The following is a 15,026-nucleotide window of genomic DNA, read 5'->3' on the forward strand; positions in this document are numbered from 1 at the left end:
CCGGATGTGCCTGACCCCGGAACTGCTTTGGATGACCTTTCCGCGGACACTGGCGGGAGATCTGTCGTCGTGCCGCATGCGCGTCCACGGGCCCGTGGAACCGACCCAATCCCGAAACGCACGCCAATACCAGATGGGTTTCCCCAACACTGCAAAACGCCGATTGAATGAGCGAATGCAGTGGATTGTCATGTGCAATCTGATATATCCGATAGCTGCATCTATGTTTATGTAGGACATCCACTTCGCGAGTCCTCCCGAGCCAGGGGCTGCGTCGGGTGCGTCGGCGATGGTTGTGTTCTCCGTGCCGGCCCGCCACAAGGCGGCAGTCTCCTTGTCACAAAAGGCTTGAAGGTAAGCATTCGTGCCCCGCGGGATGCTGGACCGCGCTGTCGTCAGACATGCGCGCAGTCCATACGAGTTGTTGGAGGACTTGCTGTTCAGGAGCCTCTTTTCTTTACGCTACCGAGATAGGAAGCCAGCAAATGAGCGAAAAGACCGAAGCCAAGTGCCCGTTCAGCCACGCCGCGATCACCGGCACCACGAATCGCGACTGGTGGCCCAACCAGTTGCGGCTGGACCTTCTGCATCAACACTCATCCAAGTCCGATCCGATGGGCGAGGATTTCGACTACGCCAAGGAGTTCAACAGCCTGGACCTGGCAGAGGTCAAGAAGGACCTGGCTGCCGTCATGACCAATTCGCAGGACTGGTGGCCGGCCGACTTCGGCCACTACGGGGGCCTTTTCGTGCGCATGGCCTGGCACGCCGCCGGGACCTATCGTATTGGCGATGGCCGGGGCGGCGCAGGGCGGGGCCAGCAGCGGTTCGCTCCGCTCAATAGCTGGCCGGACAACGTCAGCCTGGACAAAGCCCGCCGTCTCATCTGGCCGGTCAAGCAAAAATACGGTCGCAAAATCTCCTGGGCCGACCTGATCGTGCTGACCGGCAACGTCGCGCTCGAAACCATGGGCTTCAAGACCTTTGGCTTCGGCGGTGGCCGCAAGGACACCTGGGAGCCGGACCAGGACGTCTACTGGGGGCGCGAAACAACCTGGCTCGGTGGCGACGTGCGCTATGCCCACGGCTCCGAAGGCGTCGAAAAGCTCGGCGGCGTACTGGTGACCGATGACGACGCGGATGGCGACGTTCATGGCCGCAATCTCGAGAACCCGCTGGCGGCCGTCCAGATGGGTCTCATCTACGTCAACCCGGAAGGCCCGGACGGCAACCCGGACCCGGTCAAGGCTGCCAAGGACATCCGCGACACCTTCGGCCGCATGGCGATGAACGACGAAGAAACCGTCGCCCTCATCGCGGGGGGACACAGCTTCGGCAAGACACACGGTGCGGCGCCGGCGAGCAACGTCGGGCCGGAGCCTGAAGCCGCCGACATTGAGTTGCAGGGCTTCGGCTGGCAGAACACGTACGGCACCGGCAAAGGCGCTGACACCATTACCAGCGGACTGGAAGTCACCTGGACCCGCACACCGACCAAGTTCAGCAATGATTTCTTCTGGCACCTGTTCGGCTATGAATGGGAACTCACCAAGAGTCCGGCCGGTGCTCATCAATGGGTGGCCAAGGGAGCAGAGGCGACCATCCCCCATGCGCACGATTCGTCCAAGAAGATTGTGCCGACCATGCTGACGACGGACCTGTCGCTGCGCTTCGATCCGGCCTACGAAAAGATTTCGCGTCGCTTCATGGCCCATCCGGAAGAGTTCGCGGACGCCTTTGCGCGTGCGTGGTTCAAGCTCACGCACCGCGACATGGGGCCAAAGGCCCGCTACCTGGGGCCGGAAGTCCCGGCTGAAGACCTGATCTGGCAAGACCCCGTGCCCAAGGTCGATCATCCGCTCGTGGATGCGCAAGATGTCGCCGCGCTCAAGAGCAAGATCGCGTCTTCGGGCCTGAGCGTGTCGCAACTCGTGTCCACGGCCTGGGCGTCGGCTTCGACCTTCCGTGGATCGGATATGCGCGGTGGCGCCAACGGCGCACGCATTCGTCTCGCACCGCAAAAGGAATGGGCCGTCAACGAACCCGACCAGCTCGCCAAGGTGCTCAAGACACTGGAAGGCATCCAGATCGAGTTCAATGGCTCGCAGTCCGGCGGCAAGAAGGTGTCGCTCGCCGACCTGATCGTGCTGGCCGGCGGCGTGGGGATCGAGCAGGCCGCCAAGGCAGCCGGCCACACCGTTACCGTGCCGTTCGTGCCGGGCCGGACCGATGCCTCGCAAGAGCAGACCGACGTGCAGTCGTTCGCCGTCCTCGAACCGGTTGCCGACGGCTTCCGCAACTACCAGAAGAAGCGTTTCGCCGTACCGCCCGAAACACTGCTCATCGACAAGGCGCATCTGCTGCGGCTGACCGCACCCGAAATGACCGTGCTCATCGGCGGCATGCGTGTGCTGGGCGCCAACGTCGGGCAATCCAAGCAAGGGGTGTTTACCGACCGGCCGGGCACGCTGACCAACGACTTCTTCGTCAACCTGCTCGACATGGGCACGGAGTGGAAGGCCACATCGGACGCGAAGGACGCGTTCGAAGGGCGCGACCGCAAGACAGGTGCGGTCAAGTGGACGGCCTCGCGCGTCGACCTGGTCTTTGGCTCGAACTCCCAGCTCCGGGCCCTGGCCGAGGTGTATGGCAGCTCCGACGGCGAAGACAAGTTCATCCATGACTTTGTCGCCGGCTGGACCAAGGTCATGAACCTCGACCGTTTCGACATCGCCTGATCTCTTCGTAGCATCGCCGCCTGCCTCGTCAGCGAGGCGGGCGGTTTATCTTCTCGCCGGGCGGTGGGCAATCCAACAGCTCGACCCCGGCATTCCGCACGCATTCCGGATCGTCGCCAATCGCCTTTGCCCATTCGTCATGTCGGCGATCGGTGTGCCCCGACGCGTCCGACAAACCTGGCCACTTGAAGAGGGCGCCCGGTCCCGGTGAGCAACCGTGGTGGGGCGAGGACGACACGCAGCCGCGCAAGATTCTCGCTCGCCTGCTTTTCACGCCCGAGGAAACACAGCGTGGGGCGGGGTCAGGCCAATATCCGTCTGACCAGCGTCCCCGCCAGCACCCACATCGTCAGTCCGATGAGCGCGTCGAGCACGCGCCACGCATTGGGTCGGGCGAACAGGGGGGCGAGCCAGCGGGCGCCGAAACCGAGCATGGTGAACCAGCAGATGCTTGCCGTGGTGGCGCCGAATACGAACCACGCACGCAATGGGGCAGGGTGCTGAGCGCCGATGCTGCCGACAAGCAACACGGTGTCGAGGTACACATGCGGATTGAGTAGCGTGAAGGCGGCGGCCTGGGCGAGCGCTGCGCCGCGACTCAGGCCAGCGCCCGATTGTGCTGCGTGCAGCCCGTGCGACTGGCGCGCGCGGCAAAGCGCCTGCCACCCGTACCATGCCAGGAAACCCGCGCCGAACAATGCCAGGCCGCGTGCCACGTGCGGTCGATCGCCCAGCGCCTGTGCCATGCCCATCACACCGGCCGAGATCAGCACCACGTCGGCCATCGCGCAGAACAGTACGACGCTGCCGACGTGCTCACGCCGCAGCCCCTGGCGCAGTACGAAAGCATTCTGAGCGCCGATCGCCACGATGAGCCCGAAGCCCAACGCCAACCCCTGAACGAACACCGACAAGAACATGGACACACCGGAAAAGGCTCGCAAGACGCTCACATTGCCCGTACGCCTGAATGAAGACAAACTATCATTTCTAAGTTCGCATTAAAAAAACTAAAGACGTGCTCGATTACTCATCGCTTGCAGCATTGGCCACCGTCATCCGTGAAGGCAGCTTCGACCGCGCAGCGCGCGCGCTCAATGTCACGCCATCGGCCGTCTCGCAGCGTATCCGGTTGTTGGAGGAACGCGTCGGCTGCGCGTTGGTGATACGCGGCCAGCCGTGCCGCGCCACCGACATGGGCGGGCGCCTGTGTCAGCACGTCGACCGCGTGCGCCTGCTCGAACAAGAGTTGCAGGAAGCCATGCCCGCGCTAGCGCCCGAAGGCTCGGTTCGCGTCGCCTTGCCGGTGGCGGTGAACGCTGACAGTCTGGCGACCTGGTTCGCCCCGGTGCTTGCCGAGTTCGGGGCCCAGGCGCCTGTGCTGATGGACATCGCCGTCGATGACCAGGACCACACCGCTGGATGGCTGCGCAGCGGCAGGGTGCTGGCCGCCGTGACCAGCGCGGCGCGTCCGCCAGTCGGCTGCAACAGTCGTCCGCTCGGGGCCATGCGCTACCGTGCCGTGGCGAGCCCGGCATTCATGACGCGATACTTTGCGCAGGGTGTGGGCGCCGGTACGCTCGCGCGCACGCCCAGCCTCATTTTCAATACCAAGGACGAACTCCAGTCGCGCTGGGCGCATCGCCTGTGCCACCGGCATGTCGAGCTGCCGCGGCACACGCTGCCGTCGCCGTTCGCTTTCGTCACGGCCACTGTTGCGGGCATGGGCTGGGGACTGTGCCCCGAATCGATGATCGCGCCGCAGTTGGCGGACGGTTCGCTCGTCGAGATGGTGCCGGATACGCCGCTGGACGTGCCGCTGCATTGGCAGTACGCGCGATCCGCGTCGTCATTGCTCGAAGATTTCAGCCGGCAGGTGCTGGCTGCGTCGCATACCGCGCTCATGTCGTCGTAGAGGCCGAATGAGCTTCGGCGCCCTCGCCACATGACGGTCATCGATCCGCTCGACTTGTCAGCTGTTGCCCGGCACGGGATATTCGCTTCATGCCAGTCAATCACTTCGGCACTCACCTGCGGCTACTCGGCATGGCCGCACTGTGGGGCGCCTCGTGGCCGCTGGGCCGCGTCATCGCCCAGACCATGCCGCCGCTCGCCGCCGCCAGCATGCGCTTCGTTCTTGCCTCGCTGGTCCTGCTGCCGTGGCTGTTGCATAGCGCGCGCCGCAACGTCTGGCGCGGCTGGCCGCGCAAGCGGTGGATCGGCATGGTGGCCGCAGCCGGCGCCGGCGTGTTCGGCTACTCGACTTTCTTCATGCTCGCGTTGCAGACCGTCGCGGCCAGCAAGGGCGCGCTCGTCATCACCATCAACCCGGCCGTGACCTTGCTGCTGGCGGCATGGATTTTCCGCGAGCCGCTCACCCGCACCATCGGCATCGGCATGGCGCTCGCGGTGGTCGGCGCGATGATCGTGCTCACGCGTGGCGCGCCGTGGATGATCTTCGAAGGCGGCGCCGGCAGGGGCGAACTGCTCCTGCTCGGCTGCGTGGCGTGCTGGGTCGCGTACACGCTCATCGGCAAAGCCGTTGTCACCGGCGTGGACGCGCTGACCACCACGACCACGACATCCGTGCTCGGCGCCATCATGCTTGTTGCGTTGAGCCTCGGTATCGAAGGCCCCGCAACCTGGCTCAGCCTGTCAGGCAGCCCGATTCACGCGTGGATATGTCTTGCCGGACTGGCGTTCGGCGCCACCGCGCTGGCATACGCATGGTATTTCGATGGCGTGAAAGCGCTCGGTGCCAGCACGGCGGCGGGCTACATCACGCTCGTGCCGGTCTTCGGTGTCGTGTTCTCAAGCGTCGGTCTTGGCGAACCGCTCGATCAGTCCTTGCTCGTCGGCGGCGTACTCGCGGTGGCGGGCATGATCGTCATGCACCTGGGCCGGCGATAGCGCGACGACTAAAGGTCTTTGACCATTTCGAACCAGACCATGCCCCCATGCTCCGACGCTGAGCGCTTCACAAACTTGAACCCGAAGCGCTCGTACAGCGCGATGTGCCGTTCCTTGCACATCAGATGTATGGCCTTCTTGCCTGCGGCGCGCATGCGCTCGACGAAGGTCTCCATCAGCGCAGTGGTGTAGCCCTGGCCCTGGTGGGCGGGGTCGATGACGACGGACATGATGACCACGTTGGGCGCGGCGGGGTCATGGCCGATGAGTTGCTTGAAGTCTTCGTCCGACATCACGACTTCGTACGCGCAGCCGCTATTGATGAAGCCGATCACCTCGCCGTCGCGTTCCATTACCAGGAATCCCCGCGGATACTGCGCGATGCGCCTGGCGATTTTCTCATGCGTGGCGGCCTCATCGCCTTCGTAGGCGATGGATTCGATTTCAAAGCAGCGATCGGTGTCGCGCGGTTCGGCGTGGCGGAAGGAGAGGGCGGTCATGGTGCGGGTCTGCAGAATGTCGGCGTGCCGCGTTCGGGCCGGCGACATCGAGTGGAAAGGCATGATCGTACGTGGGGCAGGCCGGCGATGCACGCCGGGTGCAGGGCTCGTCGACATTCCCCGATGTCGTTGGTATGGCCTGTAGCACCGCCGCGTGGCCGGCAAGGGCGGTGCCCCATGCGCGCTTGCCGCAGCACGGAATATGTAAGGAAATCCTGCCCCTCTACGCAGTGATCAGGCCTCTGGTCTATCCTTGAGCCATTCCGAACACCCGTCGCGTCCAGGTCTGTCTGCGGGGCGCCCAGCCTGATGACATCCGCCGAAACCACTTTCCAGCGCGCGCCAGACGCGCCGTTGCTGCCGCCCACGCCGTTCCGATTCATCGCCTATTTCGTCGCCCGCTTTCGCTGGTGGTACCTGACGATGTTCCTGCTTGAATCGGCCAATGCGGCATGCAGCATCATGATGCCGTACGCGCTCAACCGCATCGTGCGCGGCGTGACGGGGGCGCACGGGCAATCGATGAACCTGGTCGACGCCTTGCAGGTGCCCTTGCTGATGTTCGTCGGATTTTCGATCGGCGAGGTGCTGTTCGGGCGAGCGGCGGGCGCGATCCAGATCCGGCTCGGGCCACGCCAGCGGCAGAACGTCACGCGCCAGCTCTATCACTATCTGCAGCAGCATTCACACCGTTACCTCGCCAACAATTTTTCTGGCGCGCTGGCGCATCGCATCAGCGAAACGGCCATGGGCGTCACGCAGACGCTGTGGTCGGTCATCACCGAGTTCTGGCCGATTGCCATCGTGCTGAGCCTGTCGACGGTGCTGCTGTTCAATGCGCATGCTTCGCTGGGCATCTTCGCCGGCATCTGGGCGGTGTGCTTCATCGGCATTTCGTACTGGCTCGCCAAGCGCTGCCAGCCGCACGCGGTGAAGGCCGCGGCCACGCGCAGCATGGTGACCGGCGTGGTGGTCGACTCGATCACCAACCTGACCAGTGCGCGGCTGTTCGCCCGGCTGGGGTTCGAGCGCAAGCACCTGGGCCATGCGCAGGCCGAGGAACTGCGCGCGGTGCGGATCTCGGGCGATTATTCCGAGCGCGTGCGCTGGTTCCAGTTTTCGGCGGCAGCGGCACTCAAGATCGGCTTGCTGTATTTTTCGCTGCGCCTGTGGGGGCAAGGCAAGATCAGCGTCGGTGACTTCGTCATGGCGGTGACATTGTCGCTGTCGATCATCACCGAAGCGCGTAACCTGTCGCGCCGTTTTCTGGAATTCTTCGAGTACATCGGCAACGTCGCCAATGGCGTATCAACCATCGTCCGACCGCACGAAGTGGTCGATCGCGACGGTGCGCGCCCCATGACGGTGTCGCGCGGCAGCATCGAATTCCGCCACGTGGATTTCGCCTACGGGTCGGATGCGCCGGTGTTCAGCGATCTGAACGTGAGCATCCCGGCCGGGCAGCGCGTCGGGCTCGTGGGCCTGTCCGGTTCGGGCAAGTCGACCTTCGTCAGCCTGCTGCTGCGACTGTACGATCCGCAGCGCGGCGCGATCCTCATCGACGGCGCCGATCTGCGCGACATGACGCAGGATTCGCTGCATGAGCAGTTGTCGCTGATCCCGCAAGACCCGAGCCTGTTCCACCGCACCCTGATGGAGAACATCCGCTACGGTCGGCTCGAGGCGAGCGATGAAGAAGTCATGGAGGCCGCGCGGCGCGCGCATGCGCACGACTTCATCGCGCAGATGAAGCAGGGCTACGATTCCATGGTGGGCGAGCGAGGCGTGAAGCTCTCGGGCGGGCAACGCCAGCGCGTGGCCATTGCGCGCGTGATCCTCAAGAACGCGCCGGTGCTGATCCTGGACGAAGCCACCTCGGCGTTGGACTCGATCACCGAACGCGCCATCCAGGACACGCTCGATGTCGTCATGCGCGGCAAGACGGTGATCGTCGTGGCCCACCGCCTGTCCACCATCGCGCACCTGGACCGCATCCTCGTCTTCGACCGAGGCCGCATCGTCGAGGACGGCTCGCACATGGAACTCCTCTCGCGCCAGGGGGCCTACCACGCGTTGTGGAGCCGGCAGGCCGGCGGCTTTCTCGATGACGCCGCAGGCGAGCGCCCCGCGCCAACCGTCGCGCAAGTGCCGGCGGAGTTGCCGGCAACACCCGCCGAGCTCACCTCGGGCGACACCGACGAGGACAGGCGCGATCCGCAACGGCGCGAAGTGGCCGACGATCGGCCCGTGACGTCGCACTGATCATTCCGCACGACCAACATCTTGCTTTGTGGAGGGCAGTTCATGATCGACCTGTACTACTGGACCACGCCGAACGGTCACAAGATCACCATCTTCCTCGAAGAGGCCGGCCTGCCGTACCAACTGCATGGCGTGAACATCGGGCGCGGCGAACAGTTCGCACCCGATTTCCTGCGCATCGCGCCCAACAACCGCATCCCGGCGATCGTCGACCACGCACCGGCTGACGACGGTGCGCCGATCTCGATTTTCGAATCGGGGGCGATCCTGCTGTATCTGGCCGACAAGACGCAGCGCTTCATTGCGCAAGACCTGCGCGGCCGCAACGACACGCTGCAATGGTTGTTCTGGCAGATGGCGGGGCTGGGGCCGATGGCCGGGCAGAACCATCACTTCACGCAATACGCGCCGGAGAAGATTCCCTACGCCATGGAGCGCTATGTCAAGGAAACCGCGCGCCTCTACGCCGTGCTCGACCGCCGGCTGGCCGATCGTGAGTTCATTGCCGGCGAGTATTCGATTGCCGACATGGCGAGCTATCCGTGGATCGTGCCGCACGAGCGGCAACAGCAGAAGCTGGGAGACTTCCCCAATCTCGCACGCTGGTTCGCGAGCATCCGCGACCGGCCCGCCGTGCAGCGCGCCTACGCGCGCGCGCAGGAGGTCAATCCGACCAACAAGCCGGCGGTCGACGAAGAGTCGCGCAAGATCCTGTTCGGGCAGGACGCCGCCACCGTACGCACGCATTGATCCATCCAACTGGAGAACCCAACGACATGAGCATTCCCACCACACGACTGGGCAACACCGGTCTGGTCGTCTCGCGCCTGACACTGGGCACCATGACTTTCGGCCTGCAGATCGAAGAAGACGCCTCGCGCGCGATCCTCGACAAGGCCGCCTCGGCCGGCATCAATTTCATCGACACCGCCGACGTCTACCCGCTGGGCGGCGATCTCACGACTGCCGGCCGCACTGAAGAAATCGTCGGGCGCTGGTTGAAGGGCCGGCGCAGCGATTTCGTCGTCGCCACCAAGTGCGTCGGCCGCATGGGGCCGAATGCCTGAGACCAGGGCGCTTCGCGAAAGCACATCCTCGACGCCATCGACCAGTCGCTCAAGCGCCTGGACACCGACTACGTCGACCTCTATCAACTGCACTCGGACGACGCCAATACACCGCTGGACGAAACGCTCGAAGCGCTCGACGTGGTGGTGCGCTCCGGGCGTGCGCGCTATATCGGCGTGTCGAACTACCTCGCGTATCGCCTGGCGCGCATGCTCGGTCGCGCCGACATGCTGCGCGTTGCGCGATTCGTATCCGTGCAGCCGCGTTATAGCCTGCTGTTCCGCGAGATCGAACGCGAGCTGCTGCCGCTCACGCGCGAAGAAGGGCTCGGCGTGATTCCCTACAACCCGCTGGCGGGCGGCCTGCTCAGCGGCAAGCATCGCGCCGACGCGCCGCCGCCCGAAGGGCGCTTCACGCTGGGTACGTCCGGGCAGATGTACCAGCAGCGCTATTGGCACGAGCGCGAATTCGCCACCATCGAAGCGATCCGAGGCATCGCCGACGAGGCCGGCATTCCCATGGCAACGCTGGCCGTGGCCTGGGTGCTCGCCAATCCGGAGATCAGTTCGGCGATCATCGGCGCCAGCCGCCCCGAGCAGCTCGACGCCACCATTGCCGCGGCGACGGTCGAACTCGATCCAGTGATCAAGACCCGGCTCGACGAGATCACCGCCGAGTACCGCCGGGGCGACGCCGTACGCTGACCGGTGCGCCGGGCGGGCCGAAGTGGCTTCGCCCGGCTCGACATTCGGCCATGGCTGGACTATCCAGAACGATGGCGGCGCGCAGCATTGCGGCGCACCAATCCAACTTCTGCGGGGCGTCATCATGGCTGATCGTGATCCGGGTGGGCCGCTGGCCCGCTTCGAGCAGATGTTTCCCGTGCTCACCGAGGCCGAACTGGCCCGCGTCGAGCGCTTCGGCACACGCGTCTCGCACCCGCGCGGCACCCGGTTGCTCACGGCCGGAGAACATGCGCCGGGCATGCTGATCATCCTCGGCGGGCGAGTGCTGGTCACCCAGCGCGACGGGCTGGGGCATGTCGTGCCGATCCTCGAATACGAGCGCGGCCAGTTCCTCGGCGAAGTCGGCGCGCTGTCGGGCATGCCTTCGCTGGTCGACTGGCAGGCCGAATCGGATTTCGAAGGACTATTGCTGGCGCCCGAACGGCTGCGTGCGCTCATCATTGCCGAGGCCTCGCTCGGCGAGCGCATCGTGCGCGCGCTGATCCTGCGGCGCGTGGCCCTTATCGAAGCCGGCGCGAGCGGCCCTGTGCTGATCGGGCGCATGCCGTCGGCGCGCATGTCGCGCCTGCAGAACTTCCTCCAGCGCAACGGACAGCCGCATCACCTCATCGACATCGCCGGCGACGCCAACGCCGCGGCGCTGCTCGAACGCTACGCCGCCGACGCCGGCGCGCTGATTGCGATCTGCCCGGACGGCTCGGTGCTCGTCGATCCGGACGAGAACGGGCTGGCGCGTTGCATGGGCATGATCGACATGCGCGAGCGCCACGATCTTTACGACGTGGCGGTGGTGGGTGCCGGGCCGGCCGGGTTGTCGACGGCGGTGTACGCGGCGTCCGAGGGATTACGCGTCGCAGTGCTCGAAGGGCGCGCCTATGGCGGGCAGGCGGGGGCCAGTTCGCGCATCGAGAATTACTTCGGCTTTCCCACCGGCATCTCGGGACAGGCGCTGGCCGGCCGCGCCTACGTACAAGCGCAGAAATTCGGCGCCGACATGTTGATCCCGGCCGAGGTGACCTCGTTCGATTGTTCGCGCTGCACGCCTGGGCATGAACTCCACCTGCATCTGACCGACGGGCGTCGCCTGCGCGCGCGTACCGTGGTCATCGCCAGCGGCGCGCGGTATCGCCGGCTCGATGTCGCAGGCCTGTCGGATTTCGAAGGGCGCGGCGTGTGGTACTGGGCGACGCACGTCGAAGGCGCGATGTGCCGCAACGTCGAAGCCGCGCTCGTCGGCGGCGGCAACTCGGCCGGGCAGGCCGCGGTACTGCTGGCGCAGTACGCAGCGCGCGTACACATGCTGGTGCGCGGCGCAGATCTTGCCGCCAGCATGTCGCGCTATCTGATCGACCGCATCGAAGCCACACCCAACATCGACGTCCACACCGCGACCGAAGTGTGTGCGCTGGAGGGCGACGCGAATGGCGGGCTCGCGCGCGTGCGCTGGCGTGACCGCCGCAACGGCACGACCGACACGCGCGACATTGCGCATCTGTTCCTGTTTGCCGGGGCCGAACCCGAGACACGCTGGCTGGAGGATTGCCGCGTGGCGGTCGACGCACATGGCTTCGTGCTGACCGGCAGTGCGCTCAACGCGGCGGAAGACGGCCTGCGGCCGAGCCCGCTGGAAACCAGTATCCGTGGCGTGTTCGCCGTGGGCGACGTGCGTTCGGGCTCGATCAAGCGCGTGGGCGCGGCCATCGGCGAAGGAGCCGCGGCGGTCGCGCAGATTCACCAATACCTTGCCGCTCACGCGCCGGCTGCGGCCGTGGCGGCCTGATTCCAGCCAAGGAGACTGCAATGCCCGACACTGCCTGCCAGCACGTGCCCGCCCATCTGCATGAGCGCAACTCGCGCGGCTGCGAAGAGTGCCTGAAGATGGGCGACACCTGGGTGCATCTGCGCGTGTGCGTGCACTGCGGCCACGTCGGCTGCTGCGACGACTCCAAGAACCGCCACGCGACCAAGCACTTCAAAGCCACGGGCCACCCCGTGATCCGCTCCGGCGAGCCGGGCGAATCATGGATGTGGTGTTACGTGGATGAGCGCCAGGTGGGCTAGGCGCGTTCAGTTCGCCGACATCGCGGCGAAGCGCTCGCGCGTGACGAGGTGCGCGGGCGTGCGCCCGGCGATCACATCTTCCAGCGCATCCACGACACTGCTGCCGACCTTCTTGCGCCAGTGTTCCGCGAAACCGCCGATGTGCGGTGCGCAGGTGACGTTGGGCAGCGCGAGCAGTTCATCGTCGGCCGGCAGAGGCTCCTTGTCGAACACGTCCAGCGCGGCATGGATGCGCCCACTGCGTAGCGCCGCGCGCAAGGCCGCGTCGTCGATCAAGCGTGCGCGGGCGGTGTTCACCAGCAGGCTGCCATCGCGCATCAGTTCGAGCTGCGCCTGGCCGACCATGCCAACGTTCTGCGGTGTGAGCGTGGCATGCAGCGATACGATGTCGCTCTGCGCGAAGAGCGCATCGAGCGGCACCACCTCGACACCCAGTTTCTGCGCCTGCTCTGGCGTGCAATGGCGCGAATGCAGCAGCACGCGCGCTTGCAGGGGGCGCAGGTATTCGATGACCCGGCGCGAGATGTCGCCCATCCCGACCAATCCCACCGTATTGCCGTGCACGCCGGGCACGGTCTCGCTGTGCGAATCCGACCAGTTGCCCGCGCGCATGCGCAGTCCATAGGCATGCAGACGCCACGCGCCCGCGAGCATCAACGTGAGCGCGCATTCTGCCGTGGACATCGCAAGATGCCAGCCCGAATTGACGATGGTGAGCCTGCCGTCGAACGCGCTGGCATCGAGGTACGGCGCCAGCGTGCCCGCCGCGTGCCCGATGAAACGCAGCGAGGGCGTATCGCGCAGCAGCTGCGCGTCGAAGCGGGGCGAGCCCCATGAAGTGATGCAGGCTTCGCATCCCGTGAGCGCTGCCGCAAAGCCGTCACGCGAAGGGGCTTCGTCCAGCCATGTGACATCGTGACGGCTCGTCAGACGTTCGATCGTCGCGGCGTCGAAGATATTGTCGCGCAGTGCGCGGTCGTGGATGGCGACCAGTACTTTCATGAACACGTCCTTATTCCGGGGGGGGGGCAGCATTATCGCCAGCAATGCCCCCGCCCGGCATCGGTGCAATCCCATGTTGTCTCGTGTGACTGACCGCCTCGCCGACTTCCGGACGGGCGGCGCTGCGCGGACTCGCTGGTCGTATAAGCTGCGCATCGCATGTCGCCGCATAATTTCTGATCATGATGAACAGCCCCGCTTTCGAAGTACCCGTATCGGCCGACGGCGTAAATCCGCTAGATGAGTCCAGAACCGTCTCCGGCCTGGATTGGCTGTGTGTGGCCTATTTGGGGCTACCCGTACTGCTGTTTTTCTTCACTTGGCTGCGGCTCGATGTGGGTGGCGTGCTTGCATTGCTGTTCGTGATGGGGTGCATCGTATCGCTCAGCGGCACTTCCAGCACATCGAGAGGCTTGACACGGGGGCAGTGGCTCGCTGTGGTTGTTGTAGCAATCGCTTGGGCGATGCTTGGCGGAGCAGGACACGTCTTTTACGCCAATTACTTCGACTGGCATGTGCGGGATGCCGTTCTGCTCGACTTGACGCGCCATAGCGGGCCATTCGTTCTGCGGGCTGCGGATGACATTCAGTTGTTGTTCCGTAGCCCGTTGGCCTATTACCTTGTGCCCGCATATCTGGCCCGTGCGCTGGGCGAGGGGGGATCGGCCCAATTCTTGCTGTTGGCATGGACCGCTATTGGAGTGGCACTCTTTTTCGCTCAAGTGGTCGTTCGGGCTCGCAGCGTGCGCGACATGACCGTCATGCTGGTCGTGGTCGTAGCGTTCAGCGGCATGGATTGGGTGGGGGGTATCGTCGCAGGTCATCCACAACCATTATTGTCGACCGAACACCTTCAGTGGTGGGCGACGCTCTTCCAGTACTCATCGAACACGACATTACTATTTTGGGTTCCTAACCATGCCTTGCCCGGATGGTTTCTTGCTGCTTTTCTGTACGTTCGCTGGAGCGATCCTCGTGCCGTACGTATGGTGCCGTTCTGGTTGGCGGTGCTGCCGTTGTGGTCACCCTTAACCGCTATTGGCTGCATTCCGCTGTTGCTCGCGCTCGTATGGCGCCATCGCGGTGCGCGCCGGGATCTCATTGCAATGATTTGTGCCGGGGCGCTCTTTCTCTTGCCAGCCCTGGCGTCCTCGGCCTATCTGGTGCTCGATGCGGCGAGTGTGCCGGCGTCCAGGGGCGAATCAATATTCAACGCGCCGTTCATGCGTCGCTACGTGATGTTCGTCGTGTTGCAGTTCGGCTTGTTGTGGATTTGTCTGTGGCGAATGCGGGCCGATGTGTTGCTCGCTATCGCGGGGGCCGTATTGTTGGCGCTACCACTGTTCCGCTTCGGGCCTAACAATGATCTGGTGATGCGTGCATCCATCGCGCCACTCATGGTGGTAGGCCTGGCAGCCGCAGATCGCCTGTGTGCGCTCGATTGGTCGGTCAAGGCTGCGCGCGATCAGGGAATGACGATAGTGGTATTGCTGGCTCTCGGTGCGATCACGCCTGCTCACGAGATCGCGCGCTCGCTGCTTGAGCCGCGTTGGACTGCATCGACCACGACGACGGCCTACATCGAAACTCTCGGCGCGCCGCATTATTTCGCTCGCCTGGAAGGCTCTTTATTTGAGCGGCTGCTCGCAGAGCCCATCATCCTGCCAGCCCCCGCTGTTCTGCCCAAGCAGAACATCCAGATGCCATAGCGCCTGCCAGACCACGGGCCATTGGGCGGC

Annotated in this window: 11 protein-coding genes and 1 pseudogene; 9 read left to right on the top strand and 3 right to left on the bottom strand. The window is 64.8% G+C overall.

All coding sequences use genetic code 11. The features are described from left to right. Positions 1-485 precede the first annotated feature (485 nt). Entirely contained in the window at positions 486-2,738 is a 2,253-nt protein-coding gene (gene katG / locus ACDA63_RS08360) for a catalase/peroxidase HPI (protein ID WP_373662765.1), read from the top strand. Between the two features lie 302 nt (positions 2,739-3,040). Here katG and ACDA63_RS08365 read toward each other — a convergent pair whose 3' ends face one another. Then, entirely contained in the window at positions 3,041-3,658 is a 618-nt protein-coding gene (locus tag ACDA63_RS08365) for a LysE/ArgO family amino acid transporter (RefSeq protein ID WP_373662766.1), read from the bottom strand. A gap of 98 nt (positions 3,659-3,756) precedes the next feature. Here ACDA63_RS08365 and ACDA63_RS08370 point away from each other — a divergent pair, with 98 nt between their 5' ends. Together ACDA63_RS08370 and ACDA63_RS08375 are read left to right on the top strand one after the other, a co-directional pair. Beyond that, the gene (locus ACDA63_RS08370) at positions 3,757-4,653 is read left to right on the top strand and encodes a LysR family transcriptional regulator ArgP (protein WP_373662767.1); all 897 of its coding nucleotides are present in this window, start codon (positions 3,757-3,759) and stop codon (positions 4,651-4,653) included. 89 nt (positions 4,654-4,742) lie between these two features. Continuing rightward, complete coding sequence (locus tag ACDA63_RS08375; protein WP_373662768.1) at positions 4,743-5,648, top strand: DMT family transporter; 906 nt, start codon at positions 4,743-4,745, stop codon at positions 5,646-5,648. Positions 5,649-5,656: 8 nt separating this feature from the next. Here the strand turns inward: ACDA63_RS08375 and ACDA63_RS08380 are convergent, their stop codons facing one another. Further along, positions 5,657-6,148, bottom strand: a complete 492-nt coding sequence (locus ACDA63_RS08380) for a GNAT family N-acetyltransferase (RefSeq protein ID WP_373662769.1) — start codon at positions 6,146-6,148, stop codon at positions 5,657-5,659. A 309-nt stretch (positions 6,149-6,457) separates the two neighbouring features. On the opposite strand from ACDA63_RS08380, the gene ACDA63_RS08385 reads away from it, so the two are divergent. The 5 genes and pseudogenes from ACDA63_RS08385 (at position 6,458) to ACDA63_RS08405 (ending at position 12,285) form a co-directional block, all read left to right on the top strand. Then, positions 6,458-8,410, top strand: a complete 1,953-nt coding sequence (locus tag ACDA63_RS08385) for an ABC transporter ATP-binding protein (protein ID WP_373662770.1) — start codon at positions 6,458-6,460, stop codon at positions 8,408-8,410. A gap of 42 nt (positions 8,411-8,452) precedes the next feature. Next, complete coding sequence (locus ACDA63_RS08390; RefSeq protein ID WP_373662771.1) at positions 8,453-9,160, top strand: glutathione binding-like protein; 708 nt, start codon at positions 8,453-8,455, stop codon at positions 9,158-9,160. 26 nt (positions 9,161-9,186) lie between these two features. Further along, positions 9,187-10,182, top strand: a pseudogene (locus ACDA63_RS08395) (aldo/keto reductase). Positions 10,183-10,306: 124 nt separating this feature from the next. Further along, on the top strand, positions 10,307-12,004 hold the full coding sequence (locus ACDA63_RS08400; protein ID WP_373662772.1) for an FAD-dependent oxidoreductase: 1,698 nt from the start codon (positions 10,307-10,309) through the stop codon (positions 12,002-12,004). A gap of 20 nt (positions 12,005-12,024) precedes the next feature. Continuing rightward, positions 12,025-12,285: a UBP-type zinc finger domain-containing protein gene (locus ACDA63_RS08405; protein ID WP_373662773.1), complete on the top strand. Its 261-nt coding sequence runs from the start codon at positions 12,025-12,027 to the stop codon at positions 12,283-12,285. Between the two features lie 6 nt (positions 12,286-12,291). Here ACDA63_RS08405 and ACDA63_RS08410 read toward each other — a convergent pair whose 3' ends face one another. Continuing rightward, positions 12,292-13,287, bottom strand: coding sequence for a hydroxyacid dehydrogenase (locus ACDA63_RS08410; RefSeq protein WP_373662774.1), 996 nt, complete (start codon positions 13,285-13,287; stop codon positions 12,292-12,294). Positions 13,288-13,469: 182 nt separating this feature from the next. On the opposite strand from ACDA63_RS08410, the gene ACDA63_RS08415 reads away from it, so the two are divergent. Continuing rightward, entirely contained in the window at positions 13,470-14,996 is a 1,527-nt protein-coding gene (locus ACDA63_RS08415; RefSeq protein ID WP_373662775.1) for a hypothetical protein, read from the top strand. Positions 14,997-15,026 lie beyond the last annotated feature (30 nt).

Source organism: Uliginosibacterium sp. sgz301328 (genome assembly GCF_041807905.1).
Lineage (GTDB): Bacteria > Pseudomonadota > Gammaproteobacteria > Burkholderiales > Rhodocyclaceae > JBGVSA01.

Bases quoted from the DNA above. Each gene is read 5' to 3' on its own strand.
- katG (WP_373662765.1), top strand. From the start codon at position 486: ATGAGCGAAAAGACCGAAGCCAAGTGCCCGTTCAGCCACGCCGCGATC.
- ACDA63_RS08365 (WP_373662766.1), bottom strand. From the start codon at position 3,658: ATGTTCTTGTCGGTGTTCGTTCAGGGGTTGGCGTTGGGCTTCGGGCTC.
- ACDA63_RS08375 (WP_373662768.1), top strand. From the start codon at position 4,743: ATGCCAGTCAATCACTTCGGCACTCACCTGCGGCTACTCGGCATGGCC.
- ACDA63_RS08380 (WP_373662769.1), bottom strand. From the start codon at position 6,148: ATGACCGCCCTCTCCTTCCGCCACGCCGAACCGCGCGACACCGATCGC.
- ACDA63_RS08385 (WP_373662770.1), top strand. From the start codon at position 6,458: ATGACATCCGCCGAAACCACTTTCCAGCGCGCGCCAGACGCGCCGTTG.
- ACDA63_RS08390 (WP_373662771.1), top strand. From the start codon at position 8,453: ATGATCGACCTGTACTACTGGACCACGCCGAACGGTCACAAGATCACC.
- ACDA63_RS08400 (WP_373662772.1), top strand. From the start codon at position 10,307: ATGGCTGATCGTGATCCGGGTGGGCCGCTGGCCCGCTTCGAGCAGATG.
- ACDA63_RS08405 (WP_373662773.1), top strand. From the start codon at position 12,025: ATGCCCGACACTGCCTGCCAGCACGTGCCCGCCCATCTGCATGAGCGC.
- ACDA63_RS08410 (WP_373662774.1), bottom strand. From the start codon at position 13,287: ATGAAAGTACTGGTCGCCATCCACGACCGCGCACTGCGCGACAATATC.
- ACDA63_RS08415 (WP_373662775.1), top strand. From the start codon at position 13,470: ATGATGAACAGCCCCGCTTTCGAAGTACCCGTATCGGCCGACGGCGTA.